15 protein-coding genes and 3 tRNA genes are annotated in these 17,449 nt (G+C 54.5%); 3 read left to right on the top strand and 15 right to left on the bottom strand.

Annotation, left to right across the window (positions count from 1 at the left end; genetic code table 11):
- Positions 1-8 precede the first annotated feature (8 nt).
- The 11 genes from PanJK_RS07740 to nnr form a co-directional block, all read right to left on the bottom strand.
- On the bottom strand, positions 9-1,307 hold the full coding sequence (locus PanJK_RS07740) for an adenylosuccinate synthase (protein ID WP_256697586.1): 1,299 nt from the start codon (positions 1,305-1,307) through the stop codon (positions 9-11).
- A 181-nt stretch (positions 1,308-1,488) separates the two neighbouring features.
- Positions 1,489-1,686, bottom strand: a complete 198-nt coding sequence (locus tag PanJK_RS07735) for a DUF2065 domain-containing protein (protein ID WP_008103612.1) — start codon at positions 1,684-1,686, stop codon at positions 1,489-1,491.
- A gap of 56 nt (positions 1,687-1,742) precedes the next feature.
- Positions 1,743-2,747, bottom strand: coding sequence for a protease modulator HflC (gene hflC, locus PanJK_RS07730; RefSeq protein WP_101762865.1), 1,005 nt, complete (start codon positions 2,745-2,747; stop codon positions 1,743-1,745).
- A 3-nt stretch (positions 2,748-2,750) separates the two neighbouring features.
- Entirely contained in the window at positions 2,751-3,986 is a 1,236-nt protein-coding gene (gene hflK / locus PanJK_RS07725) for an FtsH protease activity modulator HflK (protein WP_101762864.1), read from the bottom strand.
- Between the two features lie 171 nt (positions 3,987-4,157).
- The gene (gene hflX, locus PanJK_RS07720) at positions 4,158-5,438 is read right to left on the bottom strand and encodes a ribosome rescue GTPase HflX (RefSeq protein ID WP_265298652.1); all 1,281 of its coding nucleotides are present in this window, start codon (positions 5,436-5,438) and stop codon (positions 4,158-4,160) included.
- An 80-nt stretch (positions 5,439-5,518) separates the two neighbouring features.
- Positions 5,519-5,836: an RNA chaperone Hfq gene (hfq, locus tag PanJK_RS07715; RefSeq protein ID WP_101762863.1), complete on the bottom strand. Its 318-nt coding sequence runs from the start codon at positions 5,834-5,836 to the stop codon at positions 5,519-5,521.
- A 110-nt stretch (positions 5,837-5,946) separates the two neighbouring features.
- Positions 5,947-6,888 carry a tRNA (adenosine(37)-N6)-dimethylallyltransferase MiaA gene (gene miaA, locus PanJK_RS07710; protein WP_265298647.1) on the bottom strand — a complete coding sequence of 314 codons (942 nt, stop codon included), beginning with the start codon at positions 6,886-6,888 and terminating at the stop codon, positions 5,947-5,949.
- Complete coding sequence (mutL, locus tag PanJK_RS07705; RefSeq protein WP_265298645.1) at positions 6,881-8,734, bottom strand: DNA mismatch repair endonuclease MutL; 1,854 nt, start codon at positions 8,732-8,734, stop codon at positions 6,881-6,883. Before mutL ends, miaA begins: the two co-directional genes overlap by 8 nt.
- 43 nt (positions 8,735-8,777) lie before the next feature.
- Positions 8,778-10,439: an N-acetylmuramoyl-L-alanine amidase AmiB gene (gene amiB, locus PanJK_RS07700; RefSeq protein WP_256697589.1), complete on the bottom strand. Its 1,662-nt coding sequence runs from the start codon at positions 10,437-10,439 to the stop codon at positions 8,778-8,780.
- On the bottom strand, positions 10,436-10,912 hold the full coding sequence (gene tsaE / locus PanJK_RS07695) for a tRNA (adenosine(37)-N6)-threonylcarbamoyltransferase complex ATPase subunit type 1 TsaE (RefSeq protein ID WP_061723444.1): 477 nt from the start codon (positions 10,910-10,912) through the stop codon (positions 10,436-10,438). Before tsaE ends, amiB begins: the two co-directional genes overlap by 4 nt.
- A gap of 3 nt (positions 10,913-10,915) precedes the next feature.
- On the bottom strand, positions 10,916-12,433 hold the full coding sequence (gene nnr / locus PanJK_RS07690; RefSeq protein ID WP_265298641.1) for a bifunctional ADP-dependent NAD(P)H-hydrate dehydratase/NAD(P)H-hydrate epimerase: 1,518 nt from the start codon (positions 12,431-12,433) through the stop codon (positions 10,916-10,918).
- On the opposite strand from nnr, the gene queG reads away from it, so the two are divergent.
- Entirely contained in the window at positions 12,432-13,571 is a 1,140-nt protein-coding gene (queG, locus tag PanJK_RS07685; RefSeq protein WP_256697593.1) for a tRNA epoxyqueuosine(34) reductase QueG, read from the top strand. The two genes, nnr and queG, sit on opposite strands and share 2 nt — an antisense overlap.
- Before the next feature lie 432 nt (positions 13,572-14,003).
- On the opposite strand, the gene PanJK_RS07680 is transcribed toward queG, so the two are convergent.
- The 4 genes from PanJK_RS07680 to orn all read right to left on the bottom strand — a co-directional run bounded on the left by PanJK_RS07680 (position 14,004) and on the right by orn (position 15,304).
- Positions 14,004-14,079: transfer RNA gene (locus PanJK_RS07680), tRNA-Gly, on the bottom strand.
- 197 nt (positions 14,080-14,276) lie between these two features.
- Positions 14,277-14,352, bottom strand: a tRNA-Gly gene (locus PanJK_RS07675).
- Between the two features lie 28 nt (positions 14,353-14,380).
- Positions 14,381-14,456 (bottom strand) — tRNA-Gly (locus tag PanJK_RS07670).
- A 299-nt stretch (positions 14,457-14,755) separates the two neighbouring features.
- Positions 14,756-15,304, bottom strand: coding sequence for an oligoribonuclease (orn, locus tag PanJK_RS07665; protein WP_008101955.1), 549 nt, complete (start codon positions 15,302-15,304; stop codon positions 14,756-14,758).
- Positions 15,305-15,407: 103 nt separating this feature from the next.
- Here orn and rsgA point away from each other — a divergent pair, with 103 nt between their 5' ends.
- A complete protein-coding gene (rsgA, locus tag PanJK_RS07660) occupies positions 15,408-16,451 on the top strand; it encodes a small ribosomal subunit biogenesis GTPase RsgA (protein ID WP_256697594.1) in 1,044 nt (347 codons plus the stop codon).
- A gap of 92 nt (positions 16,452-16,543) precedes the next feature.
- Positions 16,544-17,440 (top strand): archaetidylserine decarboxylase, encoded by an 897-nt coding sequence (asd, locus tag PanJK_RS07655; RefSeq protein WP_256697595.1) that lies wholly within the window; start codon positions 16,544-16,546, stop codon positions 17,438-17,440.
- Positions 17,441-17,449 lie beyond the last annotated feature (9 nt).

Below are 17,449 nucleotides of genomic sequence, written 5' to 3'. Positions count from 1 at the left end.
TGAGGAGATTATGCGTCGAACGGGTCGCGCAGAATCATGGTCTCACTGCGGTCTGGGCCGGTAGAAATAATATCAATCGGCACACCGGTCACTTCTTCTACACGTTTGATGTAGTCACGTGCAGCTTGCGGCAAACCTTCCAGCGTCTTAACGCCGAATGTGGTCTCGCTCCAGCCTGGCAGGGTTTCGTAAATCGGCTCAATGCCTTCCCAGCCTTCAGCTGCCAGCGGCGTGGTGGTCATTTCGCGGCCATCTGGCATACGATAAGCCACACAGATTTTCACTTCTTTCAGGCCATCCAGCACGTCCAGCTTGGTCATGCAGAAACCTGACAGCGAGTTGATCTGCACGGCACGGCGAACGGCAACCGCATCCAACCAGCCGGTACGACGACGACGACCAGTGGTCGCGCCGAACTCGTTACCTTGTGCACACAGGAACTCGCCGGTTTCGTCGAACAGTTCGGTCGGGAATGGACCTGCACCAACGCGCGTTGAGTAGGCTTTGACGATACCCAGCACGTAATCAACATAGCGAGGACCAATACCTGAACCCGTCGCTACGCCACCTGCGGTGGTGTTCGATGAGGTCACGTACGGATAGGTACCGTGATCGATATCCAGCAGCGTACCCTGTGCACCTTCGAACATGATCAGGTCGCCACGCTTACGCGCCCCGTCCAGCAGATCAGAGACGTCAACCACCATACTGGTAATGATATCGGCAACCGCCAGCGTATCACTCAGCACTTTTTCGTAGTCAACAGCATCAGTTTTGTAATAGTTAACCAGCTGGAAGTTGTAGAAATCGACGATCTCTTTCAGCTTCACCGCAAAGGTTTCTTTGTTGAAGAGATCGCTCACGCGCAGACCGCGACGTGCCACTTTATCTTCATAGGCAGGACCGATACCGCGACCGGTGGTGCCAATAGCTTTGGCGCCACGCGCTTTCTCGCGCGCCACATCCATTGCTACGTGGTATTGCAGAATCAATGGGCAGGCTTCAGAGATCAGCAGACGTTCACGTACCGGCACACCGCGCTCTTCCAGACCTTTCATCTCTTTCATCAGCGCTTCAGGCGACAGTACAACGCCGTTACCAATGATGCTGGTGACGTTTTCACGCAGGATGCCAGATGGAATTAAGTGGAGGACGGTTTTTTCACCGTTGATGACAAGTGTGTGGCCTGCATTATGGCCACCTTGGTAACGCACGACGTAATTCGCGCGCTCTGTCAGAAGGTCTACGATCTTACCTTTACCTTCGTCACCCCATTGGGTGCCCAGTACGACGACGTTCTTACCCATTTTTTCAAAATCACCGATTGCTTAAAAATGGATTCTACCACCTGACTTTTACTCTTTCAGCACTTTTAGCATACGATTGCGCTGTTTTTTGCCTGAGTTTTGCTCAGCTCACAACATGTTGGGGGAACAGCGGCCAACAGACACAATTGAGTCGCGCGGCATCACAAAAAATTTACGCTGATTAACGCGCGTGCATACTGATCATCGCGTAAATCACCACGCCGGCCACCACTAAACCGCCACCAAAACGGTGCAAGAGACGATCGGGTAACTGCGTCATCGCCAGAATCATGCGTCGCCAGGCGCGTGGCATAAACATCGGTCCAAGTCCTTCCAGCACCAAAACCAAAGCCAGCGCCATCCAGATGGTTGAATTCATGATTTTTCCCAAAAAAAAGGCCGACAACATTGTCGGCCTGGACTTTATATCAGTTCTTAACGCGTGGCGTTAGAGGGCGCTTTCATATAGCGGAAGAAATCGCTATCCGGGCTCAGCACCAACACATCCTGATTGTCTGAGAAGCTGTTCTCATAGGCACGCAGGCTGCGGATAAAGGCATAGAAATCCGGATCCTGGCTGAAGGCATCAGCAAACAGTTTTGCCGCTTCACCATCACCTTCACCACGAGAAATCAGCGCTTCACGCTGTGCTTCTGCCAGCGTACGTGTGACCTGATAATCGGCCTGCGCACGCAGTTTCTCTGCCTCTTCCTGACCTTGTGAACGCTGACTACGCGCTACCGCTTCACGCTCGGCGCGCATACGGTTATAGATCGCGTCAGAAACTTCAGTCGGCAGGTTGATCTGCTTGATGCGCACGTCGACAACTTCAATACCCAACGCAGCCATACTGTTCGGATTTGGAGCAGGCTCGCTGCTGTTGGTTTCACGTTCTACACGTGCTGCCGCACTCGCAATTGCGTCATCCGCAGCGGGCGTCTGAACGTCATCATCGTTGCCAGCGCTGCCGGTGTTCAGGGCGTCACGCACGTCGGTGGTTAAACGGCCACGCGAATCAGTCACGATGTCTTTCACATCCAGACGACCCATTTCAGAACGCAGACGGTCACTGAACTTACGTTTAAGCAGCACTTCAGCCTGAGAAACGTCGCCACCACCGGTTGCCAGGTAGTAACGGCTGAAGTCACTGATGCGCCATTTGATGTAAGAATCAACGATCAGGTCTTTCTTCTCTTTGGTAACAAAACGGTCAGCCTGGTTATCCATGGTCTGAATGCGCGCATCCAGTGATTTCATGGTTTCGATAAACGGAATTTTGAAATGCAGACCCGGTGCGTACACCAGCGGTTTGTTTTCGTCATCACGCAGAACCTTACCAAAGCGCAGCACGATGCCGCGTTGGCCTTCCTGCACCACGAACAGTGACGCGTAAAGCACCACCAGCACTACAATAATTACGGCGATGATTGGCTTACGCATCGATTACTCCCTCCCCTGGCGCTGGGTATCGTTGCGCAGCGCATTGGCGCGACGCTGATCCATGATGCTGTCTGGACTGTAAGATGAAGAATCTCCACGGCTCGCATTGCTATCGGACGACGAAGGAGACTTCATTAAATTCGTCATTTTCTGACCGCCCTGGCCAGATGCCTGACCACCGCGCATCAGTTGATCCAATGGCAGAACCGTCAAATTGTTACCACGATCGCTGATCAACACCTTGCGGGTATGGCTCAGTACACGTTCCATGGTTTCAATGTAAAGACGCTCTTTCGTGATTTCTGGTGCAGCTTTATATTCAGGCAGCAAGCGAGCAAAACGTGCCACTTCACCCTGCGCTTCTAACACCGTACGTTCTTTGTAAGCACGACCCTCTTCGAGGATACGTTGCGCCTGACCATTAGCACGCGGCTGAACTTCGTTCGAATAAGCTTCAGCTTCACGAACGTACTGTTCACGGTTTTCACGCGCGGCAATCGCATCATCAAACGCGGCTTTTACTTCTTCTGGTGGGCGCGCCGCCTGGAAGTTTACGTCCAGCAGGGTAATCCCCATGTTGTACGGACGGATGGTCTCGTCGAGCTCACGCTGAGTTTCGCTACGTACCACGGTACGGCCTTCCGTCAGGATGCGGTCCATGGTTGAGCGACCAATCACGCCACGCAAGGCGCTGTCGGTGGCCTGACGCAGGCTGTCATCGGCACTGGTCACGGCATACAGATAACGCTCAGGATCCGTCACGCGGTACTGCACGTTCATCTCAACGCGCACTACGTTCTCATCCGACGTCAACATCACGCCAGACGCCGCCAGTTCACGTACGGCTTCTACGTTTACGGCGCGAACCTGATCGACGAAAGTCGGTTTCCAGTTGAGGCCTGGCTCAACCAGATGGCTAAATTTGCCAAAGCGCGTGACGACGCCACGTTCCGCTTCTTTGATGGTGTAGAAACCGCTAGCCGCCCAGATAACGACTGCCGCTACGGCAACAATGCCAACCACTTTGCCACCGCTACCGCCGCTGCGCTGGCCATTGTCATTCTGTTTGCCACCGCCCAGTCCGCCGAGTTTTTTACTCAACTTTCGGAAGATATCATCCAGATCAGGTGGTCCCTGATCGCGACCTCCTTTATTTCCCCCAGAGTTGCCGCCTTGATTATTGCTGCTTCCCCACGGGTCGCGGTCCTGTCCGTTATTTCCGGGCTGATTCCACGCCATGTTTCTACTCCATTTATTGTATTTACGGCTTACCCTTCATCTTTCAGATTGTAGCGGCGTTGGCTGCTTTCACTCATCCCGGTCACTTACTGATGTAAGCTCCCGGGAATTCGTTCAATTGCCGCCTTGCTACAACCTGAAATCTTTTGGGTAAGATCGGTTAGGCAACGGTCAAACAATATAACTGGCTAGCGACGGCTCTTGTTTACACAGACGACGCCAATCAACGATCGGCATACGCACGTGCAAACTCACACAGCCATCATCTTCATTCCATTCTTTTTCTATAGCATGCAACTGATAAAAACGACTGCGTAAACGGCCCGCTTCCGGCGGCAGACGTAAATCGTACTGCGCAATTTCACCGGCCAAACGCTCAGAAAGCGCCTGCCACAGTAACGGCAGACCCACGCCGCTCTGTGCAGATAACCACACGCGAATCGGTTGGTTCTCTTCGTTGCGATCGATACGCGGCTCAAAGTCCTCCAGCATATCGATTTTGTTCATGACCATCAGGGCTGGAATTTCATCGGATTCTATTTCTACCAGCACTTCATTCACGGCTTCGATGTTGTCATTGATACGTAAATCAGCCGCATCAACCACATGGAGCAGCAGCGCGGCCTGACGCGTTTCCTGCAGCGTAGCTTTGAACGCAGCCACTAAGTCATGTGGCAAATGACGAATAAATCCCACTGTATCAGCCAGAACCACTTCACCAACGTCTGCAACATTCAGGCGACGTAAAGTCGGATCAAGCGTCGCAAACAGTTGATCTGCCACATAAACATCAGCGGAGGTTATCGCATTAAACAGAGTAGATTTGCCTGCGTTGGTGTAGCCCACCAAAGAAACGGTTGGCACGTCAGCTTTAGCACGTGATTGGCGACCCTGATCGCGCTGCTTCTCAACACGCTCAAGACGGGAAAGGATCAGGCTAATTCGATTGCGAAGTAAACGACGGTCCGTTTCCAACTGGGTTTCACCCGGACCACGTAAACCGATACCGCCTTTTTGGCGTTCAAGATGCGTCCATCCACGCACTAAACGTGTTGCCATATGGCGTAACTGTGCCAGCTCGACCTGTAATTTACCCTCATGGGTACGGGCGCGCTGAGCGAAAATATCAAGAATTAGGCCGGTGCGGTCGACAACACGACATTCACACACACGCTCTAAATTACGTTCCTGAGCAGGCGTTAAGGCATGATCGAATAAAACGACCGATGCTCCACTCGCTTTCACCGCATCGGCAATTTCAACTGCCTTTCCTTCACCGACAAAATATTTGGGATGTGGCGCTTTACGGCTGCCCGTAATGACTTGCAGCGCTTCAACGCCCGCAGAAGAGACAAGAGTTTCAAACTCCTGCAAATCTTCCAGCTCTTTGTCTTGGGAGAACCAGATGTGTACCAGTACGGCCTGCTCACCGGCATCATAACGGTCAAACAAGCTATAACCTCGCTAAAATAAAATAACCAGGACAGGAAAACGTGCTCGTTCTCCAGCCCTGGCTTTACGGCAGCGCAAAATTATTCTGCGTTATCGCCGTCTTGTTGTGGCTGCGACTGAGCGCTTTGATTGCTTCCGCTGTGATGATAGTTGCTGCTACCACCGCTGCCGCCCGCGTTATTGCTATGGTGCGACACTGGACGAGAAGGAACCACTGTAGAGATGGCGTGCTTATACACCATCTGGCTGACCGTGTTTTTTAACAGAATGACGAACTGATCAAAGGATTCAATTTGCCCTTGCAGCTTAATACCATTCACCAAATAGATCGAAACCGGTACACGTTCACGACGCAATGCGTTCAAAAACGGGTCTTGTAAAGATTGCCCCTTAGCCATTCTATCTTTTCCTTATATGCTTGTTGTTTGTTGCTTTAAGAACCGTGGTTCAGAAAAACTGCGTAAAAATTTGCGCACGATAACGGACCAATTGTACACAATCATCCCTGCTACGCACTAACTACCTTAAGCACCGCATTACGCGCTAACTCTGGCTCATCACTGTTTAACCAGTGTACTTCAGACCAGCCACGTAACCAGGTCATCTGGCGTTTAGCGAGCTGCCGAGTGGCGCAAATTCCCCGATAAACCATTTCGTCGTAATCGATTTCACCTGACAAATAAGACCACATCTGGCGATAACCGACACAACGAATGGAAGGCATGTCCGTATGCAAATCACCTCGCGCAAACAGTGCACGAGCCTCCGCTTCAAATCCTGACGCTAGCATCTGGTCGTAACGCAACGCAATGCGTTGATGTATCAGTTCGCGACTCGCAGGGGCGATTGCAAACTGGTACACGTCGTAGGGTAACGCTTCGCCGGAGGTTTTTGTCAGTTCCGTTAAAGTTTTACCCGAAATAAAAAAAACTTCCAGTGCTCGCGAAAGTCTCTGCGGATCATTCGGATGAATACGACTACCGGCGACCGGATCGATTTCACACAGCTGACGGTGCAGGGCTTCCCACCCTTTCTCCGCCGCCATTTGCTCTATTCGCTGACGCACCTCGGGATCGGCCGAGGGCAACGGCGACAATCCTTCAAGCAACGCCTTGAAGTAGAGCATGGTTCCACCAACAAGCAACGGAATCTTCCCCTTACGGGTGATCTCCGCCATTTCTGCCAACGCATCGCGACGAAATTCAGCGGCGGAATAGGCCTCCGCCGGATCGCGAATGTCCAGCAAACGATGGGGCGCCAGTGCTAACTCTTCTGCCGACGGTTTCGCCGTGCCAATATCCATCCCGCGATAGATTAAGGCAGAGTCAACGCTAATAAGTTCCACCGGAAGTTGCTGACGCAGCGAAATCGCTAATGCCGTCTTACCGGAGGCGGTAGGCCCCATCAAAAAAATTGCCTTTGGCCGGCTAGCCTGGTTTAGTTCACTCATGCTTCAACGCGTTCAGCGCGCTCTCAATCTCAATGGTCTGTAACAGACCTGAAGGCGGCGACTTCAGCAGTTGCGGGCAGAGCCTTTCCAGCTCTGCCAGCAGTGCAATCGCCTGCGAGTGATTCCAGTGAGCGTCTTCTGCATCATCGCGACGCGCCAGCCATTGGGCCAATGTGGATGCAGAAACCTCTTGCTGCCGGGCCAGGTAGCCTAACAGTTCTGGAATCAAGATTTGTAAATTTTGTGTTCGTAACGGTAAAGGCACCGCACGTAGCATCACGTGCTGCCCTTCTCGTTGTAAATCAATGCCCATCTGGCTTAGCAGCGCGGCGTGCTCGGCGATAGCGGCCAGCTCCGGCGCGGCAATTTTCAGGCGTACCGGGATCAGCAATGGCTGCGGTTTTAAGCCCTCATCGCCTGGTTGCAGCTGGGCCTGTTTTAACCAGCGTGCCGCCACGGCCAGCGATAACAATTGCAGCGCACTCCCCCGTTCCAGCAGCGCATAACGATCCTGTAAAACGCTTAACACGCGGCCAAAACTTTGCGCGTGGGCGGCCAGCGGTGCTTCACGCGTTTCCGCCTGACGCACCGGAGCCGCCGCAGGAACTGGCGCAGCGCACGGCGTTTCTACCACCGGCGTTTTCATCAACTGCTTATACGCATTGCCTTCACGCGCACTGTAAACCGGCTCTTTATTCTGCCAGTTTGCACCCGCCGCCGCAGAAGTGCCGCCGCTGCGTGGCGTGTTGCTGGGCTGGGCAAAGTGGTTCGCACCTGCCGCCTGGCGGTTTTCTGGCTGCCACTTCGGTGCCGGCTCTTCGGCGTGGGCGATGGGCAATTCCGGCGCGCGGCTGGCTTGCAGCGCACTCATCACGCCTTGCCAGATAAAATCATGTACCAAACGCGACTGATGGAAACGCACCTCATGCTTAGCCGGATGGACGTTGACATCTACCTGATGCGGATCGATCTCCAGATAGAGCACGTAAGCCGGTTGCTGATCATCACCCAGCTGCGTTTGATACGCCTGACGAATCGCGTGATTGATCAGTTTGTCGCGCATCATGCGTCCGTTGACGTAGCAATATTGCAGGTCGGTAACCTGGCGCGAGCCGTTAGGATCGGCGACCCAACCGCGCAGCGCTAAATCGTCGTGCTGCCACTCAATGCGTAAAGCGTGCTGCATAAACGTGGTGCCGCAAATGGCACCTAAACGCCGCTCCCGCTGCGTATTTTCACTGACCGCGCGATACTGGCGCATCAACTTACCGTTGTGGCTAAGCGAGATGGCGACGTCAAAGCGTGCCAGCGCAATGCGACGAATCACCTCATCGATGTGGGTAAATTCGGTCTTTTCGGTGCGCATGAATTTGCGGCGTGCGGGCGTGTTGTAGAACAGGTCGAGCACTTCCAGCGATGTACCCACCGGATGCGCAGCCGGTTTCACCGTCACATCCATATCGCGCCCTTCCGCGTAGGCTTGCCAGGCTTCGCTTTGATTGGCGGTGCGTGAAGTCAGCGTTAAACGAGAAACAGAACTGATACTGGCAAGCGCTTCGCCACGAAAACCGAGGCTCATGATCGCCTCAAGGTCATCGAGCGAGGCTATTTTGCTGGTCGCATGCCGCGCCAGCGCCATCGCCAGTTCGTCTTTGGCGATGCCGCAGCCGTTGTCGCGAATGCGGATGAGCTTCGCGCCACCTTTCTCGATATCGACATCAATGCGCGTGGCACCGGCATCCAGGCTGTTTTCCACCAGCTCTTTTACGACCGACGCCGGACGCTCAACCACTTCGCCTGCGGCAATCTGGTTCGCCAGCTGCGGCGGTAAAATCTGTATTGGCATGGTGGTGATCCTTCTGGCTGGTTGGCTCACGAGGAGCCAACAATCAGGATTGCGGAATTTTTAAGTTTTGCCCCAGCATCACATTGCTCGACTTCATATTATTCGCCTGCATGATGGCTTTCGAGCTCACGCCATAGCGCGCGGCAATGGCCGTCAGCGAATCGCCGCGCACCACTTTATGCCGGGTTGGACGACTCGCCGCCGCCACGCTAACGCTGGATTTCGCGGGCACCTTCAGGCGCTGTCCTACCCAAACCACATCGCGCTTCAGGCTATTCATCTCACGTAACGTCGCCATGCTCACGCCATATTTTGCCGCGATGCCGGACAGCGTCTCGCCACGCGTCACGGTATGACGCTGCGTCGCGCCGGTATATTGCACCGTGCCGGTCGCCGGGTTGCTGGCGACGCTAACCGCTGGTGCGCTGTCCAGCGGCCGGTTTTCCTCCTTTGGGATCGATTGCAGCGGATGCGTAAGGAAATAATTGCGCAGGCCTTTATAAATCGACTGAGCAATCTTCTCCTGATACGCGCTGCTGCCAAGCAGCCGCTCCTCCGCGGCATTACTAATAAAGCCGGTTTCGACCAGTAAAGAAGGAATATCCGGGGAACGTAAAACGCCAAGGCTGGCATGTTCCGGCAGACGTTTGTGCAGCGGCGTAATACCGCGCAGCTGCTGCAGGACTTTGACGGCGACGTCATAACCTACACGCTGTGAATGACCAAACTGCAAATCCAGCACCGCCTGGCTGAGATAGGGATCGGCCTGACTGTTCGCCAGCAGATCGCCTGCGCCGCCCAGCAGCTCAGATTGTTTCTCTTTCTGTTCCAGCCAGTTCGCCATTTCGTTATTGGCGCGGCGGTTAGACAGCACCCAAACCGATGCGCCGGTGGCCGAATGATTCGGTGCGGCGTCGGCGTGAATGGATACCAGCAGATTCGCGTTCTCTTTACGCGCCACTTCGGAACGGCCCATCACCGAGATGAAATAGTCGCCGTTACGCGTCAGCACCGGTTTGAACATCGGATCCTGATCCATCAGCGCTTTCAGTTTACGCGCAATCGAGATGGTGACATTTTTCTCGTGCAAACCGTGCTGACCTGATGCACCAGGATCCTGGCCGCCGTGTCCGGCATCAATCGCCACAATCACCACATCGTTGCGGCTGACCGAGTTGCCGGGACGCACGGTGGTATTGCTGCTGGTTACCGCAGTCACCTGATTGGCGTTGAACGGATTGCCCTGGCTGCTGCTTTGTGGCTGGCTTTCACGTGCCGTGGTGACAGGTGCGGCAACGGCCGGACGCTTCGCTGGCTGCGTCCCACGAATGGTGAACACCACGCGATAATTACTGCCATCGCGCTGGGTGCTGGCGCGCGTCTGTGCGGCCTGCGTCAGTTCGAACACTAAACGCAGGCTTTGCTTATCCTTTGGCTGGCTATGGCGAATGCGCTGCACAATATTTTCGCCGCTAAAATTCAGCGGCAAACCTTTAATCGCGCCGCTTTGACGAATATCCAGCACCACACGATTGGGATTATGCAGCGGGAAAAAGCCATACACCGGCTGACCGTTAAAGCTCAGCGTGACGGTGGCCTGGCTATCGCCATTTTCAACTTTGATATCTGATAACGTGGCAGACAACGCCGAGGCAGAAAACAGACACAGCAAGCCCAGTACAATGATTCTCATCCGTGACATCATGCCGGATCCCTGCCTTGCTGGAATTGGGTTAACAGCGCTTCACCCGTGGCGGAAACCGCGCTAATTTCGGCTTCACGCGCTGCATCAACATAGCGCAACGTCAGCGCTAAATCGGGCTCAGGCAGCACGCCGGTGCCCTGCTGCGGCCACTCCACCAGACAAAGCGCATCGCCGGTGAAATAGTCGCGGATGCCCATGAACTCCAGCTCTTCGGGATCGGCAAGACGATAGAGATCGAAATGGTACAACGTGCGAGAGCCGAGCTCGTAGGGCTCGACCAGCGTATAAGTTGGGCTTTTGACATTGCCTTGGTGGCCGAGCGCCTGCAGAAAACCACGGCTAAAGGTGGTCTTACCGGCCCCCAAATCGCCATAAAGATAGATCACCAGCGCGCTGTTGCAGACGCGCGCCAATTGCGCACCCAGATTCAGGGTTGCCGCCTCATCGGGCAAAGGGATAACACAGGTCTTCATGCTTTATTGTTGGATCATCTCTGGATTAACAAACTGCCACAGCAGCTCGAACAAATCAGTGGCTAACATGCCGCGTGTACCGCGCTGACGCGCGACGGCATCGGCTGTTGCCCCATGCGCGACACAGCCTGCGCAGGCTGCATCAAGTAAAGTCAGTTTCTGGCCGAGCAGAGCGGCGATAATTCCGCTCAACACATCGCCCATGCCGCCGGATGCCATGCCGGCGTTGCCCACATCAGCAATCGCGATGTCACCTGCCGCGCTGGCAATCACCGTGCCCGCGCCTTTTAATACCACCACGCCGCCGTAGCGTTTCGCCAGGGCGCGCGCAGCATGTAAGCGGTCACTCTCAATCTCGCTGGTTTTCACCCCCAGCAAGCGCGCAGCTTCGCCGGGATGCGGCGTAATGATGCGATTCTGACGGTTATCCTGCTTGATTGCCAGCAGGTTAAGCGCATCCGCATCCCAAAGCATCGGCTTTTCACTGGCCGCAATCTTTTTCAGTGCCTTCTGCGCCCAATCACGCTGGCCAAGCCCCGGTCCAACGGCGATGACATCCGCCCACTCCAGCGCCTGATTCAGACGTTCATCGCTCAGCGCATCAACCATTAGCTCCGGTCGCGCGGTGAGAATCGGGCCAATATTATCTTCATGCGTCAGCACGCGCACAAGTCCGGCACCGGTTCGCAATGCGGCTTCACCGGTCATGCGAATCGCACCCGCCGTGCCGCTATCGCCACCGACCACCAACAGCCGACCTTGATCGCCTTTGTGTGAGGTCGCACGACGCGGTTTCAGCCAGCGCGTTAAATCCCCGGCGTCATAGCGTGAAATCGGTGCCTGTTCAGCGGCAAGGTACGCCGACAAACCCAACTCATGGTTATGCAGCACGCCAACGTAATCACGTGCTTTGCCGGTCAGTTGGCCGGGTTTCAGCGCAATCATGCTCAGCGTGTGGTCGGCGATGACCGTTTCACCCGGCGCCGTGCCGTTAGCCGCCAGCAAACCGGAGGGAATGTCGATCGCCAGCACTGGTGCGGCATGCGCGTTAATCAGCGTAATCAGGCGATCGTAGGGATCCGCAGGCGCACGATTCAGGCCGGTGCCGAGCAACGCATCGACAATCACATCAACCTGCTCCGGCCAGGGCGCATCTGCCGCGTGAATCACACCGCCCGCCGCCAGCCATGCGTCCTGCGCCTGCTGTGCTTCTTCTGGCAAGGCTTTGCTGCCCGCGCACGCCAGCAGCGTTACGTTCAAACCTGCTGCTTGCGCCAGTCGCGCCACTACAAAACCATCGCCGCCATTGTTGCCGTGCCCGCACAGCACCAACCAATGTTGCGCCTGCGGCCACAGCTGGCGGCCTAATTCATAGCTGGCCTGGCCAGCGCGTTGCATCAGCTCAAACAGCGTTAAGCCCAGGCTATCGGCGGCATCGCGTTCCAGTTGTGCCATCGCCTGCGCAGGCCAGACAGAGTGTGGTAAACTGCGCGCGTTTGCTTCAATTGCCTGGTTTCTCATGTCATATCCTCTCGATCTTCAACAGCTCGCTCAACAAATCAAACAGTGGGGACGCGACCTCGGCTTCCAGCAGGTGGGTATTTGCGATACCGATCTGAGCGCCGAAGAGCCCAAACTGCAGGCGTGGCTGGATAAGCAATATCACGGCGAGATGGATTGGATGGCGCGCCACGGCATGATGCGCGCGCGGCCACATGAACTGCTGCCTGGCACGCTGCGCGTGATTAGCGTACGCATGAACTACCTTCCAGCCAAAGCCGCCTTTGCCAGCACCTTGAAAAATCCGCAGTTGGGCTATGTAAGCCGCTATGCGCTGGGCCGCGACTATCACAAAGTATTGCGCAATCGACTGAAAAAGCTCGGAGAAATGATTCAGGCGCACTGTGGCGAACTCAATTTTCGCCCGTTCGTCGATTCCGCGCCGATTCTTGAACGCCCGATTGCCGCTAAAGCCGGTTTAGGCTGGACCGGCAAACATTCGCTAATCCTTAACCGTGAAGCGGGCTCCTGGTTCTTCCTCGGCGAATTGCTGATTGATCTGCCGTTACCGGTTGATCAGCCACAGGAAGAGCAGTGTGGACGCTGTGTCGCCTGCATCACTATCTGCCCCACTTCCGCTATCGTCGAACCTTACGTGGTCGATGCGCGTCGCTGCATCTCCTATCTCACCATCGAGTTGGAAGGCGCAATTCCTGAAGAGTTCCGTCCGCTAATAGGTAATCGAATTTATGGCTGCGACGATTGCCAGCTAATCTGCCCGTGGAATCGTTACGGTCAGTTAACTGATGAAGACGATTTCTCACCGCGCGCGGTGCTGCATGCGCCGCCACTCACCGAACTGTTCAAATGGGATGAAGCCAAATTTCTGCGCATCACTGAAGGTTCAGCGATTCGGCGTATTGGGCATTTGCGCTGGTTGCGAAACATTGCGGTGGCATTGGGCAATGCGCCCTGGACAGAAGAAAATATGGCGGCATTAGCATCGCGCAGCGGCGAACATCCACTGCTTGATGAACATATTGAATGGGCGATTGCACAGCAGTTGCAGAAACGCGCGGCGCAAGCGGTGGAAGTGCAGCCTGCGAAGAAACAGCGGCTGGTGCGCGCGGTCGAAAAGGGCCTGCCACGTGATGCGTGATTGAGCAGTCGCACAGGATAAAACGCTTTTCCACATGCTGTGAATAAAATTATCCAACGGAATAGTGACGGAGATCGTAATTTCGTCTAAAGGATAAGATTACAGTCTGAAATAGGTTTAAACCCTTACAAATCAATTAATTAAGCGATTATTGTAAATATTCACGTCGTGTTTAGCGCGCAGGGGTTTGTCCAGAGCTTGTGGATAACTCTGTTCAAAACAGTTTTAAACAACGGGGAAAACGCCGTCAGAACCTTGCAGGCACATTGTGGATAACCTGTAAGATAACTGCGTCAGACAACAAGCATTATCGATGCTAGCGAGGCGTGCAAAATTTCCAGAAAAAACGATGATGCATGCGATAAAAATATCAGCAGCAGTTTTAATTCTGATTGCGCCTAAGGGCAAATAACATTAGTGAATATAAAAATTTGGAGCGGGAAACGAGACTCGAACTCGCGACCCCGACCTTGGCAAGGTCGTGCTCTACCAACTGAGCTATTCCCGCATAATCTTCGTATTTTAGTCTGCTACTGCGTTGGCTGCCTTCGCTCACCCAGGTCACTTACTGATGTAAGCTCCCAGGGATTCGTTCAGTTGCCGCCTTGTTGCAAACGAAAATACTCGATTCTGCATCTTCGTATTTTTGTCACAACAATCACGCTAACGACTAAATCCGTGATTTGGATGGTTTACTACAAACTCTGGAGCGGGAAACGAGACTCGAACTCGCGACCCCGACCTTGGCAAGGTCGTGCTCTACCAACTGAGCTATTCCCGCATTAGAGGTTTACTACGCAACGAAAGTTTGGAGCGGGAAACGAGACTCGAACTCGCGACCCCGACCTTGGCAAGGTCGTGCTCTACCAACTGAGCTATTCCCGCATAATCTTCGCCTGTTTATTTGCTGCTGCGTTGGCTGCCTTCACTCGCACAGGTCACTTACTGATGTAAGCTCGCTGTGACTCGTTCAGTTGCCGCCTTGCATCAAACAAACATGCTCGATTCTGAACTTCGTTTTACTTCTCCGTTCCGAATTCCGAATTAAATTCTTCACCGGTACGGGGTGCGCATTATACGAGAAATCCTTTCAGTCGCAAGAGTCTAAAAGCAAAATTTTGCGCTTTCCGCGCGTTCGCTGCTTTTATCGACAACCTGATGATTTCCTGCGCACCCACTGGCGATTAAAGCTGCAGGAAGTGTTCGCGATAGTACGCCAGCTCGGCGACGGACTCGCGAATGTCATCCAGTGCCTGATGGCTACCGGACTTTTTGAAGCCTGGCAAAATATCGGGTTTCCAGCGACGCGCCAGCTCTTTCAGCGTGCTGACGTCAAGATAGCGATAGTGGAAATAGGCTTCCAATTCAGGCATGTACTTAAACAGGAAGCGACGATCCTGACCAATACTGTTGCCGCAAATCGGCGAGGTATTCGCCGGCACCCACTGCTTCAGGAACTCGATGGTGGCCAATTCTGCTGCACGGTCGTCATGCTCGCTGGCTTTAACACGCGCCACCAATCCGCTATTGGTGTGCGTGCGCACGTTCCAGTCATCCATCAACGCCAGCTGCTCGTCAGATTGATGCACCGCGAACACCGGACCTTCTGCCAGGATGTTCAGGTTGGCATCGGTCACGATGGTGGCGATCTCAATAATGCGATCGCGCTCCGGATCTAATCCGGTCATTTCGAGGTCGATCCAAATCAGGTTGTTTTCATTTCCAGCTGTCATGCGTTTCCCGCCTGTTGCCAAAGTCGTCATTAAACTCATTTCAGGTGTATCATAGACGTTTTGCCCAGCAGGGCGAAACCTGGCGAAAGCCGTGAGAGGATGCGTGAGTAAAAACAAACTGTCGAAAGGTCAACAACGTCGCGTAAGCGCCAACCATCAGCGTCGTCTGCAGCAACGGAGCGATAAGCCGGAGCCGGATGATAGCCTGTTTGGGGAAGCGGCTGATGGCGTGGTGATCAGCCGTTTCGGCATGCACGCAGACGTGGAAGATAGCGAAGGCGTTGTGCATCGCTGTAACATCCGCCGCACCATTCGCTCGCTGGTCACCGGCGATCGCGTTTTGTGGCGCGTCGCCATTGGCGGCGGTAAAGGGATCGTCGAAGCGGTACACGACCGCAAAACCGTACTAACGCGCCCAGACTTCTATGACGGCGTGAAACCGATTGCCGCCAACATCGATCAGATCATTATCGTTTCGGCGATCCTGCCGGAACTGTCGCTCAACATTATCGATCGCTATCTGGTCGCCAGCGAAACGCTCGGCGTGGAACCGCTACTGGTGCTCAACAAAACCGATCTTTTGGATACCGAAGGCCGCGCGTTTGTTGATGAGCAGATGGAGATCTATCGCAATATTGGTTATCGCGTATTGATGGTTTCCAGCCACGCCAAAGATGGTCTGGTTGAACTGGAAAGTGCTTTAACCGGCCGCGTCAGCATCTTTGCCGGTCAATCGGGCGTAGGCAAATCGAGCCTGTTGAATAACCTGCTTGGCCTGGATGTGGCGGCGGAAATTCTGACTAACGATGTGTCGAACGTCTCCGGTTTGGGTCAGCACACCACCACCGCCTCGCGCCTTTATCACTTTCCGGCGGGCGGCGATGTGATCGATTCACCTGGCGTGCGAGAGTTTGGTTTATGGCATCTTGAGCCGGAACAAGTGACGCGCGGATTTGTCGAATTCCGTGAATTCCTGGGCAGTTGCCGTTTCCGCGACTGTAAGCACGATACCGATCCGGGCTGCGCCATTCGCGAAGCGGTAGAAGAAGGCAAGATCGATATCTCGCGCTTCGATAACTACCACCGAATTCTGGAAAGTATGGCGCAGGTAAAGACGCGTAAAAACTTTTCCTCCGACGCGGATTAAGCAGTACAACGGCACATTCGCCAACGCGCTGGGGCGCTGCTACAATCCGCCCCCTTTTTGTTAACGATACGTAATTAAGCCAGGAGGCAACGGTGTTTGATCGTTTTAAACTCGGCCTGAATCATATTTTGCCCAAAAAAGGGCTCACCGAACTCGCCGGTTGGGGCGCCAGCCGTCGTGGTGGCTGGCTCACTAAAGCGGTCATCGACATATTTGTCTGGTACTACAAAGTGGATATGGCAGAAGCCAGCAAGCCACATACCGGCAGCTACCGCACCTTCAATGATTTCTTCGTGCGTCCGTTAAAAGAGGGCGCGCGTCCTGTCGATCCTGACGCCTCTTTACTGGCGCTGCCCGCCGATGGCGCGATCAGCCAGCTGGGCCGCATTGCTGGCGATCAGATCTTCCAGGCCAAAGGCCACACTTACAGCCTGCAGGCGCTGCTGGCCGGTAACGACGATCTGGCGGATCAGTTCCATGACGGCGAGTTTGTTACCACTTACCTCGCACCGCGCGATTATCACCGCGTACACATGCCGTGTAACGGTGTCCTGCGCGAAATGATCTATGTGCCTGGCGATCTCTACTCAGTGAATCCGCTGACCGCGCGTAACATCCCGAATCTGTTTGCGCGTAACGAGCGCGTGATCTGCGTATTCGATACCGATCATGGCCCGATGGTGCAGATCCTTGTCGGTGCCACCATTGTCGGCAGCATCGAAACTGTGTGGGCGGGCACCATCACGCCACCGCGCGAAGGTGTAATCAAACGCTGGCGCTATCCGTCTGCCGATCATGACGGTGCGGTGGTGCTGCTGAAAGGCCAGGAAATGGGTCGCTTCAAGTTGGGTTCAACGGTGATCAACCTGTTCGCGCCGAATCGCGTGAAGCTGGCGGAAAGCCTTGAAGCCGAAAGCAAAACCCGTCTCGGTCAGCCGCTGGCCATCGCCCTGCCTCAGCCTGGCGACAGCGTCTCACTTAGCAAATAACCCGGAACC

Source organism: Pantoea sp. JK, assembly GCF_026130245.1.
Classification (GTDB): domain Bacteria; phylum Pseudomonadota; class Gammaproteobacteria; order Enterobacterales; family Enterobacteriaceae; genus Pantoea; species Pantoea trifolii.
The sequence above is the reverse complement of the archived record's forward strand: the minus strand, read 5'-3'. Positions and strand labels throughout refer to the sequence as shown.